General features: G+C 67.5%; 19 protein-coding genes. 16 read left to right on the plus strand and 3 right to left on the minus strand.

The features are described from left to right. Nucleotides 1-149 precede the first annotated feature (149 nt). The 8 genes from ACWGE0_RS24940 to ACWGE0_RS24975 all read left to right on the plus strand — a co-directional run bounded on the left by ACWGE0_RS24940 (nt 150) and on the right by ACWGE0_RS24975 (nt 7208). Nucleotides 150-1772 carry a peptide ABC transporter substrate-binding protein gene (locus tag ACWGE0_RS24940; RefSeq protein ID WP_452263309.1) on the plus strand — a complete coding sequence of 541 codons (1623 nt, stop codon included), beginning with the start codon at nt 150-152 and terminating at the stop codon, nt 1770-1772. 122 nt (nt 1773-1894) lie between these two features. Then, complete coding sequence (locus ACWGE0_RS24945) at nt 1895-2824, plus strand: ABC transporter permease (protein WP_452263310.1); 930 nt, start codon at nt 1895-1897, stop codon at nt 2822-2824. Then, nucleotides 2817-3791, plus strand: coding sequence for an ABC transporter permease (locus tag ACWGE0_RS24950; protein ID WP_452263311.1), 975 nt, complete (start codon nt 2817-2819; stop codon nt 3789-3791). Before ACWGE0_RS24945 ends, ACWGE0_RS24950 begins: the two co-directional genes overlap by 8 nt. A gap of 9 nt (nt 3792-3800) precedes the next feature. Then, nucleotides 3801-4787, plus strand: coding sequence for an ABC transporter ATP-binding protein (locus ACWGE0_RS24955; RefSeq protein WP_452263312.1), 987 nt, complete (start codon nt 3801-3803; stop codon nt 4785-4787). Beyond that, nucleotides 4780-5775 (plus strand): ABC transporter ATP-binding protein, encoded by a 996-nt coding sequence (locus ACWGE0_RS24960; RefSeq protein ID WP_452263313.1) that lies wholly within the window; start codon nt 4780-4782, stop codon nt 5773-5775. Before ACWGE0_RS24955 ends, ACWGE0_RS24960 begins: the two co-directional genes overlap by 8 nt. 92 nt (nt 5776-5867) lie before the next feature. Further along, nucleotides 5868-6137, plus strand: coding sequence for a hypothetical protein (locus ACWGE0_RS24965; RefSeq protein ID WP_452263314.1), 270 nt, complete (start codon nt 5868-5870; stop codon nt 6135-6137). 246 nt (nt 6138-6383) lie between these two features. Then, complete coding sequence (locus tag ACWGE0_RS24970) at nt 6384-6767, plus strand: hypothetical protein (protein WP_452263315.1); 384 nt, start codon at nt 6384-6386, stop codon at nt 6765-6767. Between the two features lie 3 nt (nt 6768-6770). Continuing rightward, nucleotides 6771-7208 (plus strand): hypothetical protein, encoded by a 438-nt coding sequence (locus ACWGE0_RS24975; RefSeq protein ID WP_452263316.1) that lies wholly within the window; start codon nt 6771-6773, stop codon nt 7206-7208. Between the two features lie 36 nt (nt 7209-7244). Here ACWGE0_RS24975 and ACWGE0_RS24980 read toward each other — a convergent pair whose 3' ends face one another. Both ACWGE0_RS24980 and ACWGE0_RS24985 read right to left on the minus strand, forming a co-directional pair. Next, nucleotides 7245-7679: a GNAT family N-acetyltransferase gene (locus ACWGE0_RS24980; RefSeq protein WP_452263317.1), complete on the minus strand. Its 435-nt coding sequence runs from the start codon at nt 7677-7679 to the stop codon at nt 7245-7247. After that, the gene (locus tag ACWGE0_RS24985) at nt 7676-9133 is read right to left on the minus strand and encodes a S10 family peptidase (protein ID WP_452263318.1); all 1458 of its coding nucleotides are present in this window, start codon (nt 9131-9133) and stop codon (nt 7676-7678) included. The genes ACWGE0_RS24980 and ACWGE0_RS24985 overlap by 4 nt, the downstream gene beginning before the upstream one ends. Nucleotides 9134-9163: 30 nt before the next feature. On the opposite strand from ACWGE0_RS24985, the gene ACWGE0_RS24990 reads away from it, so the two are divergent. Beyond that, a complete protein-coding gene (locus ACWGE0_RS24990) occupies nt 9164-9793 on the plus strand; it encodes a uracil-DNA glycosylase (protein ID WP_452263413.1) in 630 nt (209 codons plus the stop codon). On the opposite strand, the gene ACWGE0_RS24995 is transcribed toward ACWGE0_RS24990, so the two are convergent. Beyond that, nucleotides 9771-10202: a hypothetical protein gene (locus ACWGE0_RS24995; RefSeq protein WP_452263319.1), complete on the minus strand. Its 432-nt coding sequence runs from the start codon at nt 10200-10202 to the stop codon at nt 9771-9773. The genes ACWGE0_RS24990 and ACWGE0_RS24995 overlap by 23 nt on opposite strands. A 74-nt stretch (nt 10203-10276) precedes the next feature. On the opposite strand from ACWGE0_RS24995, the gene ACWGE0_RS25000 reads away from it, so the two are divergent. The 7 genes from ACWGE0_RS25000 (at nt 10277) to ACWGE0_RS25030 (ending at nt 15808) form a co-directional block, all read left to right on the plus strand. Then, nucleotides 10277-10705 (plus strand): hypothetical protein, encoded by a 429-nt coding sequence (locus ACWGE0_RS25000; RefSeq protein WP_452263320.1) that lies wholly within the window; start codon nt 10277-10279, stop codon nt 10703-10705. A 60-nt stretch (nt 10706-10765) separates the two neighbouring features. Then, complete coding sequence (locus ACWGE0_RS25005) at nt 10766-11368, plus strand: DUF4129 domain-containing protein (RefSeq protein WP_452263321.1); 603 nt, start codon at nt 10766-10768, stop codon at nt 11366-11368. After that, nucleotides 11365-11715, plus strand: coding sequence for a hypothetical protein (locus ACWGE0_RS25010; protein WP_452263322.1), 351 nt, complete (start codon nt 11365-11367; stop codon nt 11713-11715). The genes ACWGE0_RS25005 and ACWGE0_RS25010 overlap by 4 nt, the downstream gene beginning before the upstream one ends. Continuing rightward, nucleotides 11712-12659, plus strand: a complete 948-nt coding sequence (locus tag ACWGE0_RS25015) for an AAA family ATPase (protein WP_452263323.1) — start codon at nt 11712-11714, stop codon at nt 12657-12659. Before ACWGE0_RS25010 ends, ACWGE0_RS25015 begins: the two co-directional genes overlap by 4 nt. Continuing rightward, nucleotides 12656-13885, plus strand: coding sequence for a DUF58 domain-containing protein (locus ACWGE0_RS25020; protein ID WP_452263324.1), 1230 nt, complete (start codon nt 12656-12658; stop codon nt 13883-13885). Before ACWGE0_RS25015 ends, ACWGE0_RS25020 begins: the two co-directional genes overlap by 4 nt. Next, nucleotides 13879-14340, plus strand: a complete 462-nt coding sequence (locus ACWGE0_RS25025) for a hypothetical protein (protein WP_452263325.1) — start codon at nt 13879-13881, stop codon at nt 14338-14340. The genes ACWGE0_RS25020 and ACWGE0_RS25025 overlap by 7 nt, the downstream gene beginning before the upstream one ends. Nucleotides 14341-14482: 142 nt before the next feature. Continuing rightward, on the plus strand, nt 14483-15808 hold the full coding sequence (locus ACWGE0_RS25030; protein ID WP_452263326.1) for an NAD(P)/FAD-dependent oxidoreductase: 1326 nt from the start codon (nt 14483-14485) through the stop codon (nt 15806-15808). Nucleotides 15809-16026: the final 218 nt, after the last annotated feature.

The following is a 16026-nucleotide window of genomic DNA, read 5'->3' on the forward strand; positions in this document are numbered from 1 at the left end:
GTGACGACTTTGTGACCGCTTTCGATGCGCGTACTACTGGACGCCCCGGTTAACGTCCTCTCACGTTTTGGGAGGTGGACGAGGCCTCCCGGGGAGGCGCGCGCACGCAATATCTGCGGAGCGGCGCCGGGGAAAGGCGGGAGAGACTGATGTCGCGATCACGGGTTGCGTGGGTGGCTTTGCCAGCCGCGCTCGCCATGACGCTCAGCGCATGCGGCGGCGGTGGCGGTAGCACCAACGCCACCGATGGCAAGGACAACCCGGACGGCACGGTGTCCATCTACGGCACCGAGCCCAAGAGCACCTTGTTCCCGGCCAACACGACCGAGGCCGGCGGTGGCAAGGTCACCGACTCGCTGTTCTCGCGGTTGGTCGGTTACAAGACCGAGGACGGCGCGCCCTACAACTTGATGGCCGACTCGATCAAGTCGGATGACGCCAAGGTCTACAACATCAAGATCAAGCAGGGCTGGAAGTTCCACGACGGCACCGAGGTCAAGGCGAAGAACTTCGTCGACGCCTGGAACTGGGCCGCGTACGCGCCGAACGCTCAGCAGGCGGCATCGTTCTTCGCCCCGATCGCGGGCTTCGACGACGTCCACCCGGCCGACGAGAACGCCAAGCCGGCCAAGGACAAGATGTCCGGCCTCGAGCTGGTGGGCGACTACGAGTTCAAGGTCACCCTCAACGGCCCGACCTCGGTCTTCACCACGATGATCGGCTACACGCCGTTCTCGCCGATGGCCGACTCGTTCTTCGCGGACCCGAAGGCCGCCGAGGCCAAGCCGATCGGCAACGGCCCGCTCAAGTTCGTCTCCCGCACGCCGAACGCGCTGATCAAGATGGAGCGCTTCGACGACTACAAGGGCGAGGACAAGGTCCACTTCAAGACCTTGGACTACAAGATCTACTCCTCCCAGGAGACCGCGTACCAGGACCTGGTCGCGGGCAAGCTGGACTTCATGGAGGCCCTGCCCCCGTCGGCCAAGGTCGGCGAGAAGTACAAGGCTGACCTCGGTGACGCCGTCGTGACCGCGAACCTGCTCGGCCAGAGCGCGATCGCGTTCCCGCAGTACATCCCGGCGTACCAGAACGTCAAGCTGCGCCAGGCCGTCTCGATGGCCATCAACCGGGAGCAGATCACGAAGACCGTGCTGGCCGGCTCGTACGTGCCGTCCACCAGCTTCGTCTCGCCCGGCATCAAGGGCTACCGCGCGGACACCTGCGGCGAGTACTGCAAGTTCAACCCCGAGAAGGCCAAGGAGCTCTTCAAGGAGTCGGGCTTCACCGGCAAGCTGACCATCCAGTCCAACCAGGACGGTGGCCGCAAGGAGCCGCTCGAGGCGGCGTGCAACAGCATCAAGCAGACGCTCGGTGTTGACTGCGAGTTCGTCGGTGCCACCAACTTCGGTGCGTTCCGTCAGATCGTCGACGGCAAGCAGCTGACCGGCATGAGCCGTTCGGACTGGTCGGCCGACTACCCGTCGATCGAGAACTTCCTCAACCCGCTGTACCGCACGGGTGGTTCGTCCAACGACTCGAACTACTCGAAGCCCGAGGTCGACGCGCTCCTCAAGAAGGCCGACCAGACGGCCAACGAGGACGAGGCGATCAAGCTCTACCAGCAGGCAGAGGACATCATCGCCAAGGACCTGCCCTCCATGCCGACCTGGAACGAGAAGGGCATCGGTGGCCGGTCCAAGAACCTGCTCGCCGCCAAGATGTCGTTCAAGCGTCAGGGCGCTCTGGAGTCGTTCCGCGTCAAGGCCTGATTGCCGAACACCTGAGTTCTGATTGACCCGTCCGGCCCTGCGTCCGTCGAGCGTTCACGGGCGTGGGGCCGGAGCGGTGTTCAGGATCAGGAGCGCCCCCCACCACGCAAGGAGCCGACCTAATGGGTCGCTATGTGCTGCGCCGTCTGCTGCAGCTGATACCGGTCTTCCTCGGGACCACCTTTCTGATCTACGCCCTGGTCTGGGCGATTCCGCAGGACCCGTTCGCGGGCAAGTGCGGCCAGCGGCCGTGCGATCCGGCCTACATCGCGGAGATGAGCCAAAAGCTCAACCTCAACGACCCGTTGCTGCTCCAGTACTTCAAGTACCTCGGCAACCTCATCACCGGTGACTTCGGCACCACCTTCAACGGCGTGTCCGTCGGTGAGCAGATCGCCACCTCGTGGCCGATCACGCTCAAGATGGGCATCATCGCGCTGGTCATCGAGGCGATCATCGGCATCACCGCCGGTGTCCTCACGGGTCTGCGCAAGCAGGGCTTCCTGGACAACCTGGTCCTGGTCTCGACCCTGTTCCTGATCTCCCTGCCGGTGTTCGTCACCGGTTTCGTGCTGCGGCTCTACCTCGGCCCGCAGGGCTTCGACTTCATGGACACCTCGGTCAGCTCCGATCCGACGTTCGGTGAACTGATCTTGCCCGGCTTCGTGCTCGGCAGTCTCTCGATGGCCTACGTGGCCAGGTTGACCCGCTCGAGCATCGTGGAGAACCGTCGCGCCGACTACGTGCGCACGGCCATCGCGAAGGGCCAGCCCACGACCCGCGTCGTCGGCATCCACCTGCTGCGCAACTCGCTGATCCCGGTGATCACGTTCCTCGGCACCGACCTCGGCAGCCTCATGGGTGGCGCGATCGTCACCGAGGGCGTCTTCAACATCAACGGCATCGGCGGCCTGATCTTCCGCGGCATCCAGGAGAAGGAAGGCATCATGGTCACGGGCATCGTGACCCTGCTGGTGCTGGTGTACCTGCTGATGAGCCTGATCGTCGACCTCCTGTACGCCGTTCTCGACCCGAGGATTCGCTATGAGTGACCCAGGATCCGTGTCCGGTGGAGCCGGACTCGAGGCCTCCGCGGCGGCAGGTGTCGACCAGCTCAGCCACGTCGACGACTCGTCGCAGAAGCAGAAGAAGCCGCGTTCGCTCTGGAGCGACGCGTGGGGCGAGCTGCGCACGAAGCCCACGTTCATCATCTCGCTGGTGATCATCGCGATCATCGTGCTGATGGCGATCTGGCCGACGCTGTTCACGTCGGTCGACCCGCGGCACGCGGATCTCGACAAGTCGCTGCAGCCGCCTTCGGGCAGCGCGTGGTTCGGCTACGACCTGCAGGGCTACGACGTCTACGCCCGTGCGATGCACGGCGCTCGCGCGTCGCTGCTCGTCGGCATCTTCGCGACCCTGCTGACCGTGCTGATCGGGTCGACCGTCGGCATCATCGCCGGCTACGCGAAGACGTGGCTCGACAGCGTGCTGTCGCGGTTCAGCGACATCTTCGCCGGCATCCCGTTCGTGCTCGGTGCGATCGTCATCCTGACGACGCTCAACGCCCCGACGGAGAACCCCGGCGTCTTCCGGATCATCACGCAGGTGGTGCTCTCGATCGCCGTGCTGTCGTGGCCGGTGGCCATGCGCATCATGCGTTCGGCGACGCTCGTGGCGAAGCAGCAGGACTACGTCAAGGCCGCCCGCGGGCTCGGTGCGTCCCCGCTGCGGATCGTGTTCCGGCACCTGCTGCCGAACACCGTGGCGCCCGTGCTGGTGTACGCGACGATCGCCCTGGGTGCCTTCATCGGCGCCGAGGCGACGCTGGCGTTCCTCGGCATCGGCCTGCGTCCGCCGGTCGTGTCGTGGGGCGTGATGATCTCGGAGTCGCGCGACTACTTCCAGTCGGCTCCGCACATGCTGCTGTTCCCCGCGGGCTTCGTCACGATCACCGTGCTGGCCTTCGTCATGCTCGGCGACGCCGTGCGCGACGCCCTCGACCCCAAGTCCCGTTAGGGGAATCCTGTGACTCAGCCATTGCTGGAGGTCGAGGATCTCCACGTGGAATTCCGCACCCGCGACGGTGTCGCGAAGGTGCTCAACGGCGTTTCGTACCACGTCTCGGCGGGCGAAACCCTTGCTGTGCTGGGTGAATCCGGTTCCGGCAAGTCCGTGACCGCCCAGACGATCATGGGCATCCTGGACACTCCGCCGGGGTTCATCACCAACGGTTCGATCAAGTTCCGCGGTGAGGACCTGCTGACCCAGTCGGCGGAAGAGCGGCGTCAGGTGCGTGGCGAGGGCATCGCCATGATCTTCCAGGACGCGCTTTCGGCCCTGAACCCCGTGTTCACCATCGGGTTCCAGATCGAGGAGCAGCTCAAGGTCCGCCGCGGGATGTCCAAAGCGGACGCTCGCAAGCGCGCGGTCGAGCTGCTCGACCAGGTGAAGATCCCGAACGCCAAGGGTCGCGTCTCGGACTACCCGCACCAGTTCTCCGGCGGTATGCGGCAGCGCGCGATGATCGCGATGTCGCTGGCGCTCGACCCGGAGCTGCTGATCGCGGACGAGCCCACGACCGCTCTGGACGTCACCGTGCAGGCCCAGATCATGGACCTGCTGGCGGAGATCCAGAAGGAACGCGACATGGGCATGATCCTGATCACCCACGACCTCGGCGTGGTCGCCGACGTCGCGGACCGGATCTCGGTCATGTACGCGGGCCGCATCGTCGAGCACGCCGACGTCTACGAGCTGTTCCGCGCGCCGGGGCACCCGTACACCGAGTCGCTGCTGGAGTCCCTGCCCCGCGTGGACCTGCGCGGCCAGGAGCTCAAGACGATCAAGGGCCTGCCGCCGTCGCTGACCAACATCCCACCCGGCTGCCCGTTCAACCCGCGCTGCCCGCGCGTGTTCGACAGGTGCTCGACCGAGGTGCCCGCCGTGCACAACCTCGGCATGGGCCGCACCAGCCGGTGCCACATCGCGGAGGAGGTTGTCGCTCGTGGCTGAGCCAATCCTCGAGGTCGAGAACCTCGTCAAGCACTTCCCGGTCCGCGTCGGCGTGCTGTTCAAGCGCACCGTGGGCCACGTCAAGGCCGTCGACGGGGTCTCGTTCGCGCTCAACAAGGGCGAAACCCTTGGTGTGGTGGGCGAATCCGGTTGTGGCAAGTCCACGCTGGCTCAGGTGCTGATGCGCCTGGAGCCGCCGACCGCGGGCCTCGCACGCTTCGAGGGCCGCGACATGTTCGCGATGAAGGGTGCGGAGCTGCGCAAGCTGCGCCGCGACATCCAGATCGTGCTGCAGGACCCGTACACGTCGCTGAACCCCCGCATGACGGTCGGCGACATCGTCGGTGAGCCCTACGAGATCCACACCGAGGTCGCGCCCAAGGGCGACCGGCAGCGCAAGGTCCAGGAGCTGCTGGAGATCGTCGGCCTGAACCCGGAGCACATCAACCGGTACCCGCACCAGTTCTCCGGCGGTCAGCGCCAGCGCATCGGCATCGCCCGCGCGCTGGCGTTGAAGCCCAAGGTGATCGTGTGCGACGAGCCGGTGTCCGCTCTGGACGTCTCGATCCAGGCGCAGGTGATGAACCTGCTGGGCGACCTGCAGTCCGAGATGGGCCTGTCGTACGTGTTCATCGCGCACGACCTGTCGGTGGTCCGCCACCTGTCGGACCGCGTCGCGGTGATGTACCTCGGCAAGATCGTGGAGATCGGCACCGAGGACGAGATCTACGAACGCCCGATGCACCCGTACACGCAGGCGCTGCTGTCCGCCGTGCCGGTGCCGGACCCGACCCAGCGCGGCCGGCGTGACGTCATCCGTCTGACGGGCGACGTGCCTTCGCCGATCGACCCGCCCTCGGGCTGCCGGTTCCGCACGCGGTGCTGGAAGGCGCAGGACATCTGCGCCACCGAGGTGCCGGAGCTGGTGTCGCGCAACGGGGGCCACCCCGCCGCGTGCCACTTCGCCGAGGAGCGCTCGGTCGTCTGAGTCGGTTTCAGCTGGAGGAGGGGTCGTGCCGGTGGGCGCGGCCCCTCTTTTGCGTGATGGCCTGCCCAGCGGGTCGGGCGCAGACTCACCGGGTGGACCGCCGGACGCACAAGGCACACTGCGCCATGATCACGCAGCTCGCCGTCAGCAAAGTTCTGCTCATGTACGCGGACAAGCGCAAGGCGGGCAAGCTCGACCGCAAGGCGTTCGGCGAGTACCAGCAGCGCATCGAGGCCCTCGGTCAGTTCGCCCAGGCCGAACCCGACGTCTTCCCGTGGAACCGCTGGAGGACGCGCCGGGAACTGCGCAAGGGCCTGCGCGAACAGGTCCGCGCGGCGAAGCGTCACCGCAAGGAAGGCTGAAGTTCATCCGCGGGAAGGGCCGCGCTGTCAGTGCGGTTCTTCCTTCGTTGTGCTGGGCCTTCTAGCGTTCACCGTGTGCGGCGTCGCCCACGTGGTGGATTGCCGTCACGCCTTCGGCCTAGTTGGTGATTAACCAAGTAATACTCCGGCGCGTGGACCGCTGCTCTTCCGGCGGTATGCCCGGTCGGTCGCCGATCACTAATTTTCATCGCGTTCAGTTTCCTGATGCCTGGGGAGTAAACAGCGATGAAGAAAACGTTCCTGGTCGCAGTCGGAATCATCGGCGCATTGGTCGCCACTGCCGTGCCCGCCAGCGCGTCCGACAGCGGGCTTTCCGGAAATCTGCGGAAGGGCGAGTGGGTCCACTACGGCACTCAGCGCACGGTGACCGTCGGCGGCTCCAACATCTACGTGCGCAAGACGGACGGCCCTGAGATCGACGTCAAGTGGCGCCGCTGCTCAGGTGGTGCCGAGGGCTCTGCGGTGCGGCTGCAGAACGCCGACCCGACGCCGTACGTCCGGATCGGCTCCGGCTTCCGGGCGAGCACCGTTTTCTGTCTTTCCGCGAAGTCGTACGGCAGCAACACCACGGACACGTGGAACGGCAACGTCCGGTGGAACGTGAGCTGACAAATGCGGTTCGTTTTCCTGCTGCTGTTGTTCGTCGCGGGTTGTGGCGCGAGCGCCGCTGAGCCGGCGGGATATCCGGATGAGGTTCGCTCACTTCATTCGACGATGAAGTGGCCGGCCGATGTTCACCCTGATCTGGACGCGCTGATCAAGGCGACCGCACCGGCCGAGGGTGAGCAGGGCTTCGCGCGCCAGGCGCTGGCGGTCGTGAACACCTGTGCTTGGTACCGCTCGTGGGACGCGGCGGTTCTGCGGGACGACAAGGCGCAGGCGGCCACGGCACTCGACGCCATCGAGCACCTCGTGACCCGGTACCCGCCGGAGGACGACACGGCAGGACGCCAGTTCGTGCGGGACGCGGCCGCGAAGGCCTCGTCCGGCGATCCGGCGCTGGTCCGCGACTACGTGGACGCGAACTGCTCCGACACCAAGTGGGCCTAGCTCGACGAACCCGCGCTTCCCTGGGCGCGGGTTCGCTCAAGCGCTGTCCCTGGCGAGGTCGGTGATCGACACGCCGGGAGCCACCTCGCGTTCGCCGGTCTCCACGAACCCGCGCTTGCGGTACAGCCGGAGCGCGGGCTCGTTCTTGCTGCCGGTGCTGACGGTCTGCGGCCCGTCCGGCAACGCGTCGAGCAGCTTGGTCGCGATGCCGCGCCGGTGTGCCCGCGGGTGCACGACGAGCCGGCAGATGTCCACAGTGGACCCCTCCAGCTCGTAGGACACCGCGCCGACGAGCCCTTCCTCGTCGTAGAGCCCGAGGAACGTCTCGCCGGACGCCTTCAGCTCCGCGGGCGTCTCGTGCAACGCGGGAATGCCGTCGAAGCCGATGATCTCGGCCTCGACGGCATAAGCCAGCCGCTGCACCGTCCACAACTCGTGCAGGACGGTGTCGTCGGACAGGTCCAGGATCACGTGTTGGACGAGTTCCGCACGAAGTTCGCCAGGTCCTCGGACTGCTGGATCCTGCTCGGCTCGTGCACGTACATCATGTGCCCGGCCGGGTAGTAGGCCGACTCGATGTTCGCCGTCAGCTCCTTCGGGATCTGCAGGTGCGCGAGGAGGTGCTCGGCCGCGAAGTACGGCGTGGCACCGTCGAACCAGCCGAACGCGACGTGGACCTTGAGGTGCGGGTTCGCCCGCATCGCCGCCGAGAGCTTGCCCGCGGTGGTGACGTGCCGGCCCTCGAACTCCTTGTAGGACCACTGTTCGATGGCCCGCGAGAGGATCTCGTACGGCAGGTCGTTCGAGTACCCGAGCTCGGCGTGCAGGTAGTGGTTGAGCGAGGCCGCGTACGGGCCGAGGATCGCGTCGATGGACGGGTCCGCGGAGATCTCCTCGCGGCCGTAGTCCTTGTCCCAGCCGGTGAACCGGCCGTCGATGCGGCCGACGGTCTTGCGGTCGCGGCGCAGCAGTTCGGTGAAGAACCGGATGTGCTCGATGCGCAGGTCGACCGCGTCCACGTACTCCTCGGACAGGCCGGTCAGCCGCGCCAGCTTCTCGACCGTCGCGGCGCGCTCGACGTCGCTGAGCCTGTTGCCGCGGGCCAGCGCGTAGGGGTAGTCGCGGACCGCGAACTCCTCGGCCTCGGCGAGCACCTCCTTGAGCGGACGGTCGCCGTGCAGGCCGTGGTAGTGCGCGATGGCCGTGTACGTGGGCAGGAAGAGCGTGTAGCCGAGGTCGTGGCCCTCGTTGAACTCCAGCGTCGCGAAGTCGAGCACCGACGAGATCAGCATGAGCCCGTTGAGGTACATGCCGTGCTTCTTCTGCAGCTGCTCGGCGAGACCCGCCGCGCGCAGCGTTCCGTACGACTCGCCGCAGATGAACTTCGGCGACATCCACCGGCCGTTGCGCGAGGTCCAGAGCCGGATGATCTCCGCGATGGAGTCGATGTCGGGCTGGTAGCCGTGGTAGCTGCCGGGCTTCTCACCCTTCGCCGCCCGGCTGAAGCCGGTCGACACCGGGTCGATGAACACGAGGTCGCTCTCGGCCAGCAGGCTTTCCTCGTTGTCCGCGATCCCGTACGGCGGCGCGGTGAGGTTGCCGACGTCGCCGCTCAGCACCCGGCGAGGCCCGAGGAGCCCCATGTGCAGCCAGACGCTGGCGGATCCGGGCCCACCGTTGAACGCGAACGTCACCGGCCTCTTGAGAGGGTCGGCGCCGTCGAGCGTGTACGCGGTCAGGAACACCTCGGCCTTGGGCTTGTGGCCCTCGAACACGCCGTCCTTGATCACTTCTTCTTTGAGCACGACACGCCCGGCGACGGCGGTGTAGTTCAGCTCGCGGCCCTTGACGGTGATGCTGTGCTGGGTGGTGACCAGGTCATCAGCCGGAGACTCGGGCTTCTCTTCGGTCTTCTCCTCGGACATAGGAGCAACACTACGGAACTCGACGATCGAATAACGGCCTGCCGAGCGTGCCCCCGCCTGGTCGCCTGGCGGGAGCTGGTCGCGGTGGAGAAACGCGCCGCCTTCCGCTCGGAGACCTACTGGGGCAAGCCGGTTCCGAGCTTCGGACCTCTGGACGCGTCGCTGCTGATCGTCGGCCTCGCGCCCGCCGCGCACGGCGCAAATCGGACAGGCCGGATGTTCACCGGCGACCGCTCCGGCGACTTCCTCTACCGCGCGCTGTACGAGGTCGGGCTGGCCTCACAACCCGAGGCGTGGTCTGTGGACGACGGCCTGGAGCTCTACGGCGTCCGCATCGCCTCGCCAGTGCGATGTGCGCCGCCCGCCAACAAGCCGACGCCCGAGGAACGAGACCGCTGCTCGCCGTTCCTGCGCGAGGAGCTCGGCCTGATGACGTCGCTGCGGTCCGTGGTGGTGCTCGGGGCGTTCGGGTGGCAGGCGTTCCTGCCGTTGCTCGGCTCTGCGCGGCCCAAGTTCGGCCACGGGGTGGAGGTGTCGCTGGGCGGGCTGCGGGTGTTCGGGTGCTACCACGTTTCGCAGCAGAACACCTTCACCGGCAAGCTCACCCAGGAGATGCTGCAGGACGTGCTGCGGAGGGCTAGCCGTACAGGTGGGCGTTGACCGTCGGGTCGTTCTCCAGCACGAAGTCGACGACCGCCCAGAACTCCGGCAGCCGGGGGTGCGCCAGGCCGTCCTCACGTGACAGCACCGCGCCGTGCACCGGCCCGCTCGATCCGTCCATGCAGGCCTGCACCAGGGTCGCCGCGGGCTGAGGACTGTTCTCGACCGGCCCCACGCGGCAGCCGAACGTGACGTGGTCCTCGGCGGCGTCCGTGCCCCAGGTGCCCAGGATGACGTCGATCCACGTCTCGTGCGGCTGATCCCGGTGGTGGTAGGAGTTCGCGAAGTACACCGCGTGGGCCTGGCCGTCGCGGTGGACGAAGTTCCACACACGATCGATCGGGGCGTTGCAGCACCCGCACTCGTACTGACGGGCCTGCCGCTCACCGAGGTCCATGGTCAACTCCACCGGCGAACCTTAGCCAAAGTGGTGACGCCGGCAGGGAGAAATGCTTCAGGATGTGGGGGCGAGGGGGTGGGCTGATGGGCAAGCGGAGTCCCGCGCACGTGCTGTGGACCGAGGGACCGCCGGCCTTCTCGTTCCTGGTCGACCAGCACGGTTTCACCGGCCCGCACACCATCGAGCCCGAGGGCTTCCACCAGCACGGCGGCCTCCGGTACGAGCGCGGGAACCTGAGCATCGAGATCGACGTGTGGAGCGGCAACGGGGGTGAGCGGGGCGTCAGCACGACGGTGTGGGTTCGTGAGCTGAGCGCTTCCGCCGAGTTGAGTGCTCTCTACGTCGCCTACGGGCTGGGGCCGGAGCGAGACGTGCCTGACGGCGGAGGAAGCGGGCACGTGGTGCGCAAGCGCATCGGCGAGCACTCGGCGGCGCTGCGCAAGGTGGTGCCGCACCTCCGCGACGTGCAGCCGCAGCGTCCCGTCTGGCGCTTCCTGCCCTTCCCCGTCTGACACTTTCAAGTTGGCCAAAGGATCATCCCAATCGGGCCGAACCGTGTAAGGCTGACCCGCATGAAGTGGTGGCGGGCCGTGGTGGCGGTGGCGGCACTGCTGATCGTCGTCGTGGCGGCCAGCGGTTCGTCGCCGATCACGCTCGTCAACCGCCTGGACGACCGCGCGCCGCCGGACAACGGCGGGGTCGCGCTGGACGTGGCGGTGCCGCAGGAGCTGCCGGACGCGGTGGCCGTGCCGTTGACGGTGGTCGTGCTGTTCCTCGCCGGGCTTGTCCTGTTCGGACTGGTCGGGATCGTCCTGGCGATCGAGCTGCCGCGCTGGCGCCGCCGTCGTGGCGTGCGCGGGGTGGAGATCGAGGGCTTCGAGATGGCGCCGACCACGTCGGTGGTCCACCGCGTCGAGAAGGCGTTGCAGGAGTTCACCGAACATCCGCAACGGCCGCCGCGCGACGCCGTGATCGCTGCCTGGCTCGCGCTGGAGGAAGCCGAGCCCCGCAAGCCGCATCAGACGCCGACCGAGTTCACCGAGAAGCTCGGCGTCGACGCCGTGGTTCTCAAGGACCTCTACCAGCGGGCGCGTTTCGGGCATGAGGACGTGACCGCCGCGCAGGCTCGGCAGGCGCGGGAAGAGTTGGGCCGCATCGTCCGGGAGCTCGCATGAAAACCGTGCTGGCACTGGTGATCGGGGTGATCATCGGCGTCGTCATCTGGTGGCTCGGCGCCTCGCCGATGTGGGCGACGGCGCTGGCCGTGCCGCCCACCGCGTTCGCCGTGCTGGTCACCAGGCTGCCGCGGGCCACGGACATCGTGTGGAGTTCGGCGCCGCCGCCGCCCGGCTCGATCAGTTCCGCGCACGCCAGCACGCTCGCGACCAGGCTGGCGGAGGCGGCGGAGAACCCGAGGCGTTACCAGGAACGGTTCCGCGCCCGGCTCGCACGACTGGGGATCGAGGCATCCGAGATGCCGGACCCGAAGGAACTCGCGGAAAGGCTCAGGAGGGTCGAGTGACCAACAGCATTGCGGGGGAGGCCGAAGCCGTTCTCGCCGAGATCGGCAAGGTCGTGGTCGGGCGCACCCGGACCGTGCGGCTCGCGCTCGCGGCCGTGCTGGCCGGCGGGCACGTGCTGCTGGAGGACGTGCCGGGGCTCGGCAAGACGCTGATCGCGCGGTCGCTCGCGCAGGCGCTCAGCCTCGACTTCCGCCGCCTGCAGTGCACGCCGGACCTGCTGCCCGCGGACGTCACCGGGTCGTTCCTCTACGACCCCGGCAGCCGCGAGTTCGAGTTCCACCAGGGGCCTGTGTTCACCGGGTTGCTGCTGGCCGACGAGATCAACCGGACGCCGCCCAAGACGCAGTCCGCGTTGCTGGAAGCCATGCAGGAGCGGCAGGTCACGGTCGAGGGGCGCACGTTCCCGTTGCCCAGGCCGTTCCACGTGCTCGCCACCTCGAACCCCGTGGAGTACGAGGGCACCTACCCGTTGCCCGAAGCGCAGCTCGACAGGTTCCTGGTGCGGCTCGACATCGGCTATCCGCCCGTGGAAGAAGAAGTCGAGGTCCTGCGCCGGCGGATCGCGCGGCAGCAGGAGGACGCCGAGGTAGCGCCGGTCCTCGCGGCAGGGCGGTTGTTCGAACTCCAGGCCGAGCTCGAGAAGACCTCTGTGGACGACGATCTCCTGCGGTACTGCGTGGATCTGGCCGTCGCGACGCGGCAGCACCAGTCGGTCGAGGTCGGCGCCTCGCCACGAGGTGCGCAGGCGCTCGTGCTCGTCGCCCGCGCTGTGGCCACTTTGGACGGACGCGGTTACGTGACGCCTGAGGACGTCAAGGAGTGCGCGGTCGCCGTGCTGGCGCACCGGCTCGTGATGAAGCCTGAGACGTGGACGTCCGGCGTCAACGGCGTGCAGGTCGTCACCGAGCTGCTCGGCAAGGTTCCGGGCCCGCCCAGCTCATGAGCAGAGCGGACAAGATCAGGGACGCGTTCGCCCAGTCGCACGGCGCCCACTGGCACGCGACGGACGCATACACGCGCGCCGTGTGGCTCGGTGTCGGGCTCGTCGTCGGTGGCCTGTTCCTGCACCAGGTCGAGATGGTGCTGTTCGGCGTCCCGCTCGTCCTCAGCGTGCTGCTCACCAGCAAACCGAAGGGCACGCCGACCGTCAGCGTCCGTCCGGTGCCGCGCGGTGCGGGCGCCGGTGTCGTGCACACCGTCGCGCACGTCGACGGCGCGGACGCGGAGATCGCGGTCGTCAAGCTGCCGGGTGGATCCAAGGCGGTCCCCGCGCACTCGCCCGATCTGCCCGTGGAGATCCGGCGCGACGCGTGGGGGCCCGGCGTCGACCTCCGGTTGGACCACCTCTTCGCGGGACCGGACGGCATGCACGTCTACGGCCCGATCGTCGGCACCGAGCACGTCCGCACGATCCTGCCGCCGGTCGAGCACCACCCGTCTGGACCGCTGCCACCGCGCCCCGCCGGTCTGGTCGGCATCCACCGTTCGCCGCGTGCGGGCGACTCCACCGAGCTGCGTGACATCAGGGCGTTCCAGCCTGGCGATCGCCTCAAGCGCATCGACTGGCGCGTCACCACCCGCACCGGCACGGTCCACGTCCGCGAACGGCACGCCGAGGCCGATGCGGAGATCGTGCTGGCCATCGACACGCGGACCGATGTCGGCGCGAACGTGGCGGACTGGTCGTCTCCTTATTACGGCGCGACGACGCGTCCCGACGGGAGCCTGGACCGCGCGGTGCGCAGGGCGGCGTCGATGGCCGCCGGGTACCTGCGTCAAGGCGACCGGGTGGCGTTGATGGACCTGAGCCGGCCGCAGCTCAACGTCCGTTCCGGTGTCGGCCGCCGGCACCTGATGCGCATCCGCACGCAGCTCGTCGTGTGCGTGCAGGCCGCGGGATGGGCGTCACGCGTGGCGTTGCGGAAGCTCCCGCACGGGTCGGTGGTCGTGCTGCTGTCGCCGTTCCTCGACGACGACATCGCCGAACTGGCCGTGCAGACGCGCAAGCACGGTCACGTCGTGCTGGCGATCAACACGCTGCCGTTGCCGTTGAAGCCCGACCCCGAGACGCCGTGGGGTGAGGTGGCCGCGGAGATGATCGCCGCGGAACACCGGCTGCGGCTCAAGCGCATGATCGGGCACGGGGTGGCGGTGACGCCCGAATGCTGATGCGACTGGCGATCGTGCTCGCCGCGCTGCCGGTGGCGCTGATCCTGCACCTGCAGTCCGAGACGATCGCGCCACTGATCATCGTCACGGTGCTGACGGCGCTCACGGTGCTGATGCCGGGCAGCGCGGGCGCGGCGTTGCTGATCGGGTACGCGGCGCTGGCGATGGCGTTCGCCGACGGGCACCCGTTGCGGCTGGGCGTGCTGGTGATGATCCCGGCGCTACATCTGATTCACGTGACGTCCGCACTTGCCGCGGTCGTTCCGGTGAAAACGAAAATCGAGCCCGCTGCGCTGAAAGCACCAGTGCGCCGGTTCGCCATTGTCCAAGCGCTCTCGTTCGTTGTCGCGGGCTTCGCGGCGTTCGTCCCATCGGGGCCTAATATCGGCCTCGTGGAGCTGCTCGGACTGGGGTCTCTGACGGTCGTGATCGCGGTCGTCGCGCTGAGATTCTGAATCGACTCTCTCAGCGAGAACTCCTCAAATCCGACTCAAGCCGCAGGTCAGTCGCGAGGGTGTTCGGCATCACCCGGCGACGGTAGTCACAACGGCCCCTCTGGACGCGCGAAAAAGGGGGTCGTGGTGCGACCATATGTGTATGGCTGCTGTGAAGTCGCAACCCACGCGAATCGTCATTGTCGGCGGTGGGTACGTCGGGATGTACACGGCTCTCGGACTGCAGAAGAAGCTGCGCTCCGGTGAGGCGTCGGTCACCGTCATCGACCCGCAGCCGCACATGACCTACCAGCCCTTCCTGCCTGAGGCGGCAGCCGGCTCCATCGAGCCGCGCCACGTCGTCGCCCCCCTGCGCAAGGTGCTCAAGCGCTGCCACGTCGTCACGGGCCGCGTCACCAAGATCGAGCACGCGCGCAAGATCGTGACCGCCGAGCTGTCGGACGGCCACGTCGAGGAGATCGAGTACGACGTGCTCGTCTCCGCGCTGGGTGCGATCTCCCGCACGCTTCCGATCCCCGGCCTGGCCGAGGTCGGTATCGGCATGAAGACGATCGGCGAGGCGATCTACGTCCGCAACCACGTGCTGTCGCGCCTGGACCAGGCAGCGAGCACGAACAACGCGGACCTGCGCAAGAAGCTGCTGAGCTTCGTCGTGATCGGTGGCGGCTTCGCGGGCATCGAGACGCTCGCCGAGCTCGAGGACATGACGCGGTATGCGCTTCGGTACTACGAGGGTGTCAAGCCGGAAGAGATGAACTGGGTCCTCGTCGAGGCGATGGGCCGGATCATGCCGGAGGTGTCCGCCAAGCTCGGCGCGTGGACCGTCGAGGCGCTGGAGAAGCGCGGCATCAAGATCTACCTCGACACCCGCGTGAAGTCGCTCGAGGGTGGCCACGTCATCCTCGACGACGGCACCGAGTTCGACTCCGACACGATCATCTGGACCGCCGGCATGAAGGCGAACCCGGTGCTGCGCAACACGGACCTCCCGCTCGACGAGCGCGGCCGCGTCCGGTGCACCGCCGCCATGCAGGTCCAGGGCCTCGACGGCGTGTGGGCCGCCGGTGACTGCTCCGCGGTGCCGGACCTCTCGCGCACCGAGGAGGACCCGACGGCGACGTGCGTGCCGAACGCGCAGCACGCCATCCGTCAGTCGAAGCTGCTGTCCAAGAACATCGTCGCGACGCTGCGCGGCCAGAAGCCGAAGGACTACTTCCACAAGTACCTCGGCTCGGTCGCCGGCCTCGGCCTCTACAAGGGCGTGGCGGACGTGTTCGGCCTGCGCTTCAAGGGCCTGCCCGCGTGGTTCATGCACCGCAGCTACCACGTGGCGTTCATGCCGACCGTGAACCGCAAGCTGCGCGTGCTGATGGACTGGACGCAGGCGCTGTTCTACGGCCGCGAGGTCGTCGCGCTCGGCCAGATCAACGACCCGAAGTCGGACTTCGACCGCGCGGTGCAGAGCTGATTCGCTGCGCGATGTGGAGCTGACGCTCTGTATTGCTACTTACTCCGCGTGAGTGCACAGGTGCCCCGGACGTTATCTCGTTCGGGGCACTGCTGTGGGCCGGAGGCGGAACTTAAGCGCCCAATCGGAGTAAAGCTCTGAGGGCTGCCTTGACATTGCGTTACGTGAACCTGAGACTACGGCTGGTGCATCACCTGAATGCGTGATTCGCCGTGTGG

Source organism: Lentzea sp. NPDC054927 (assembly GCF_053610285.1).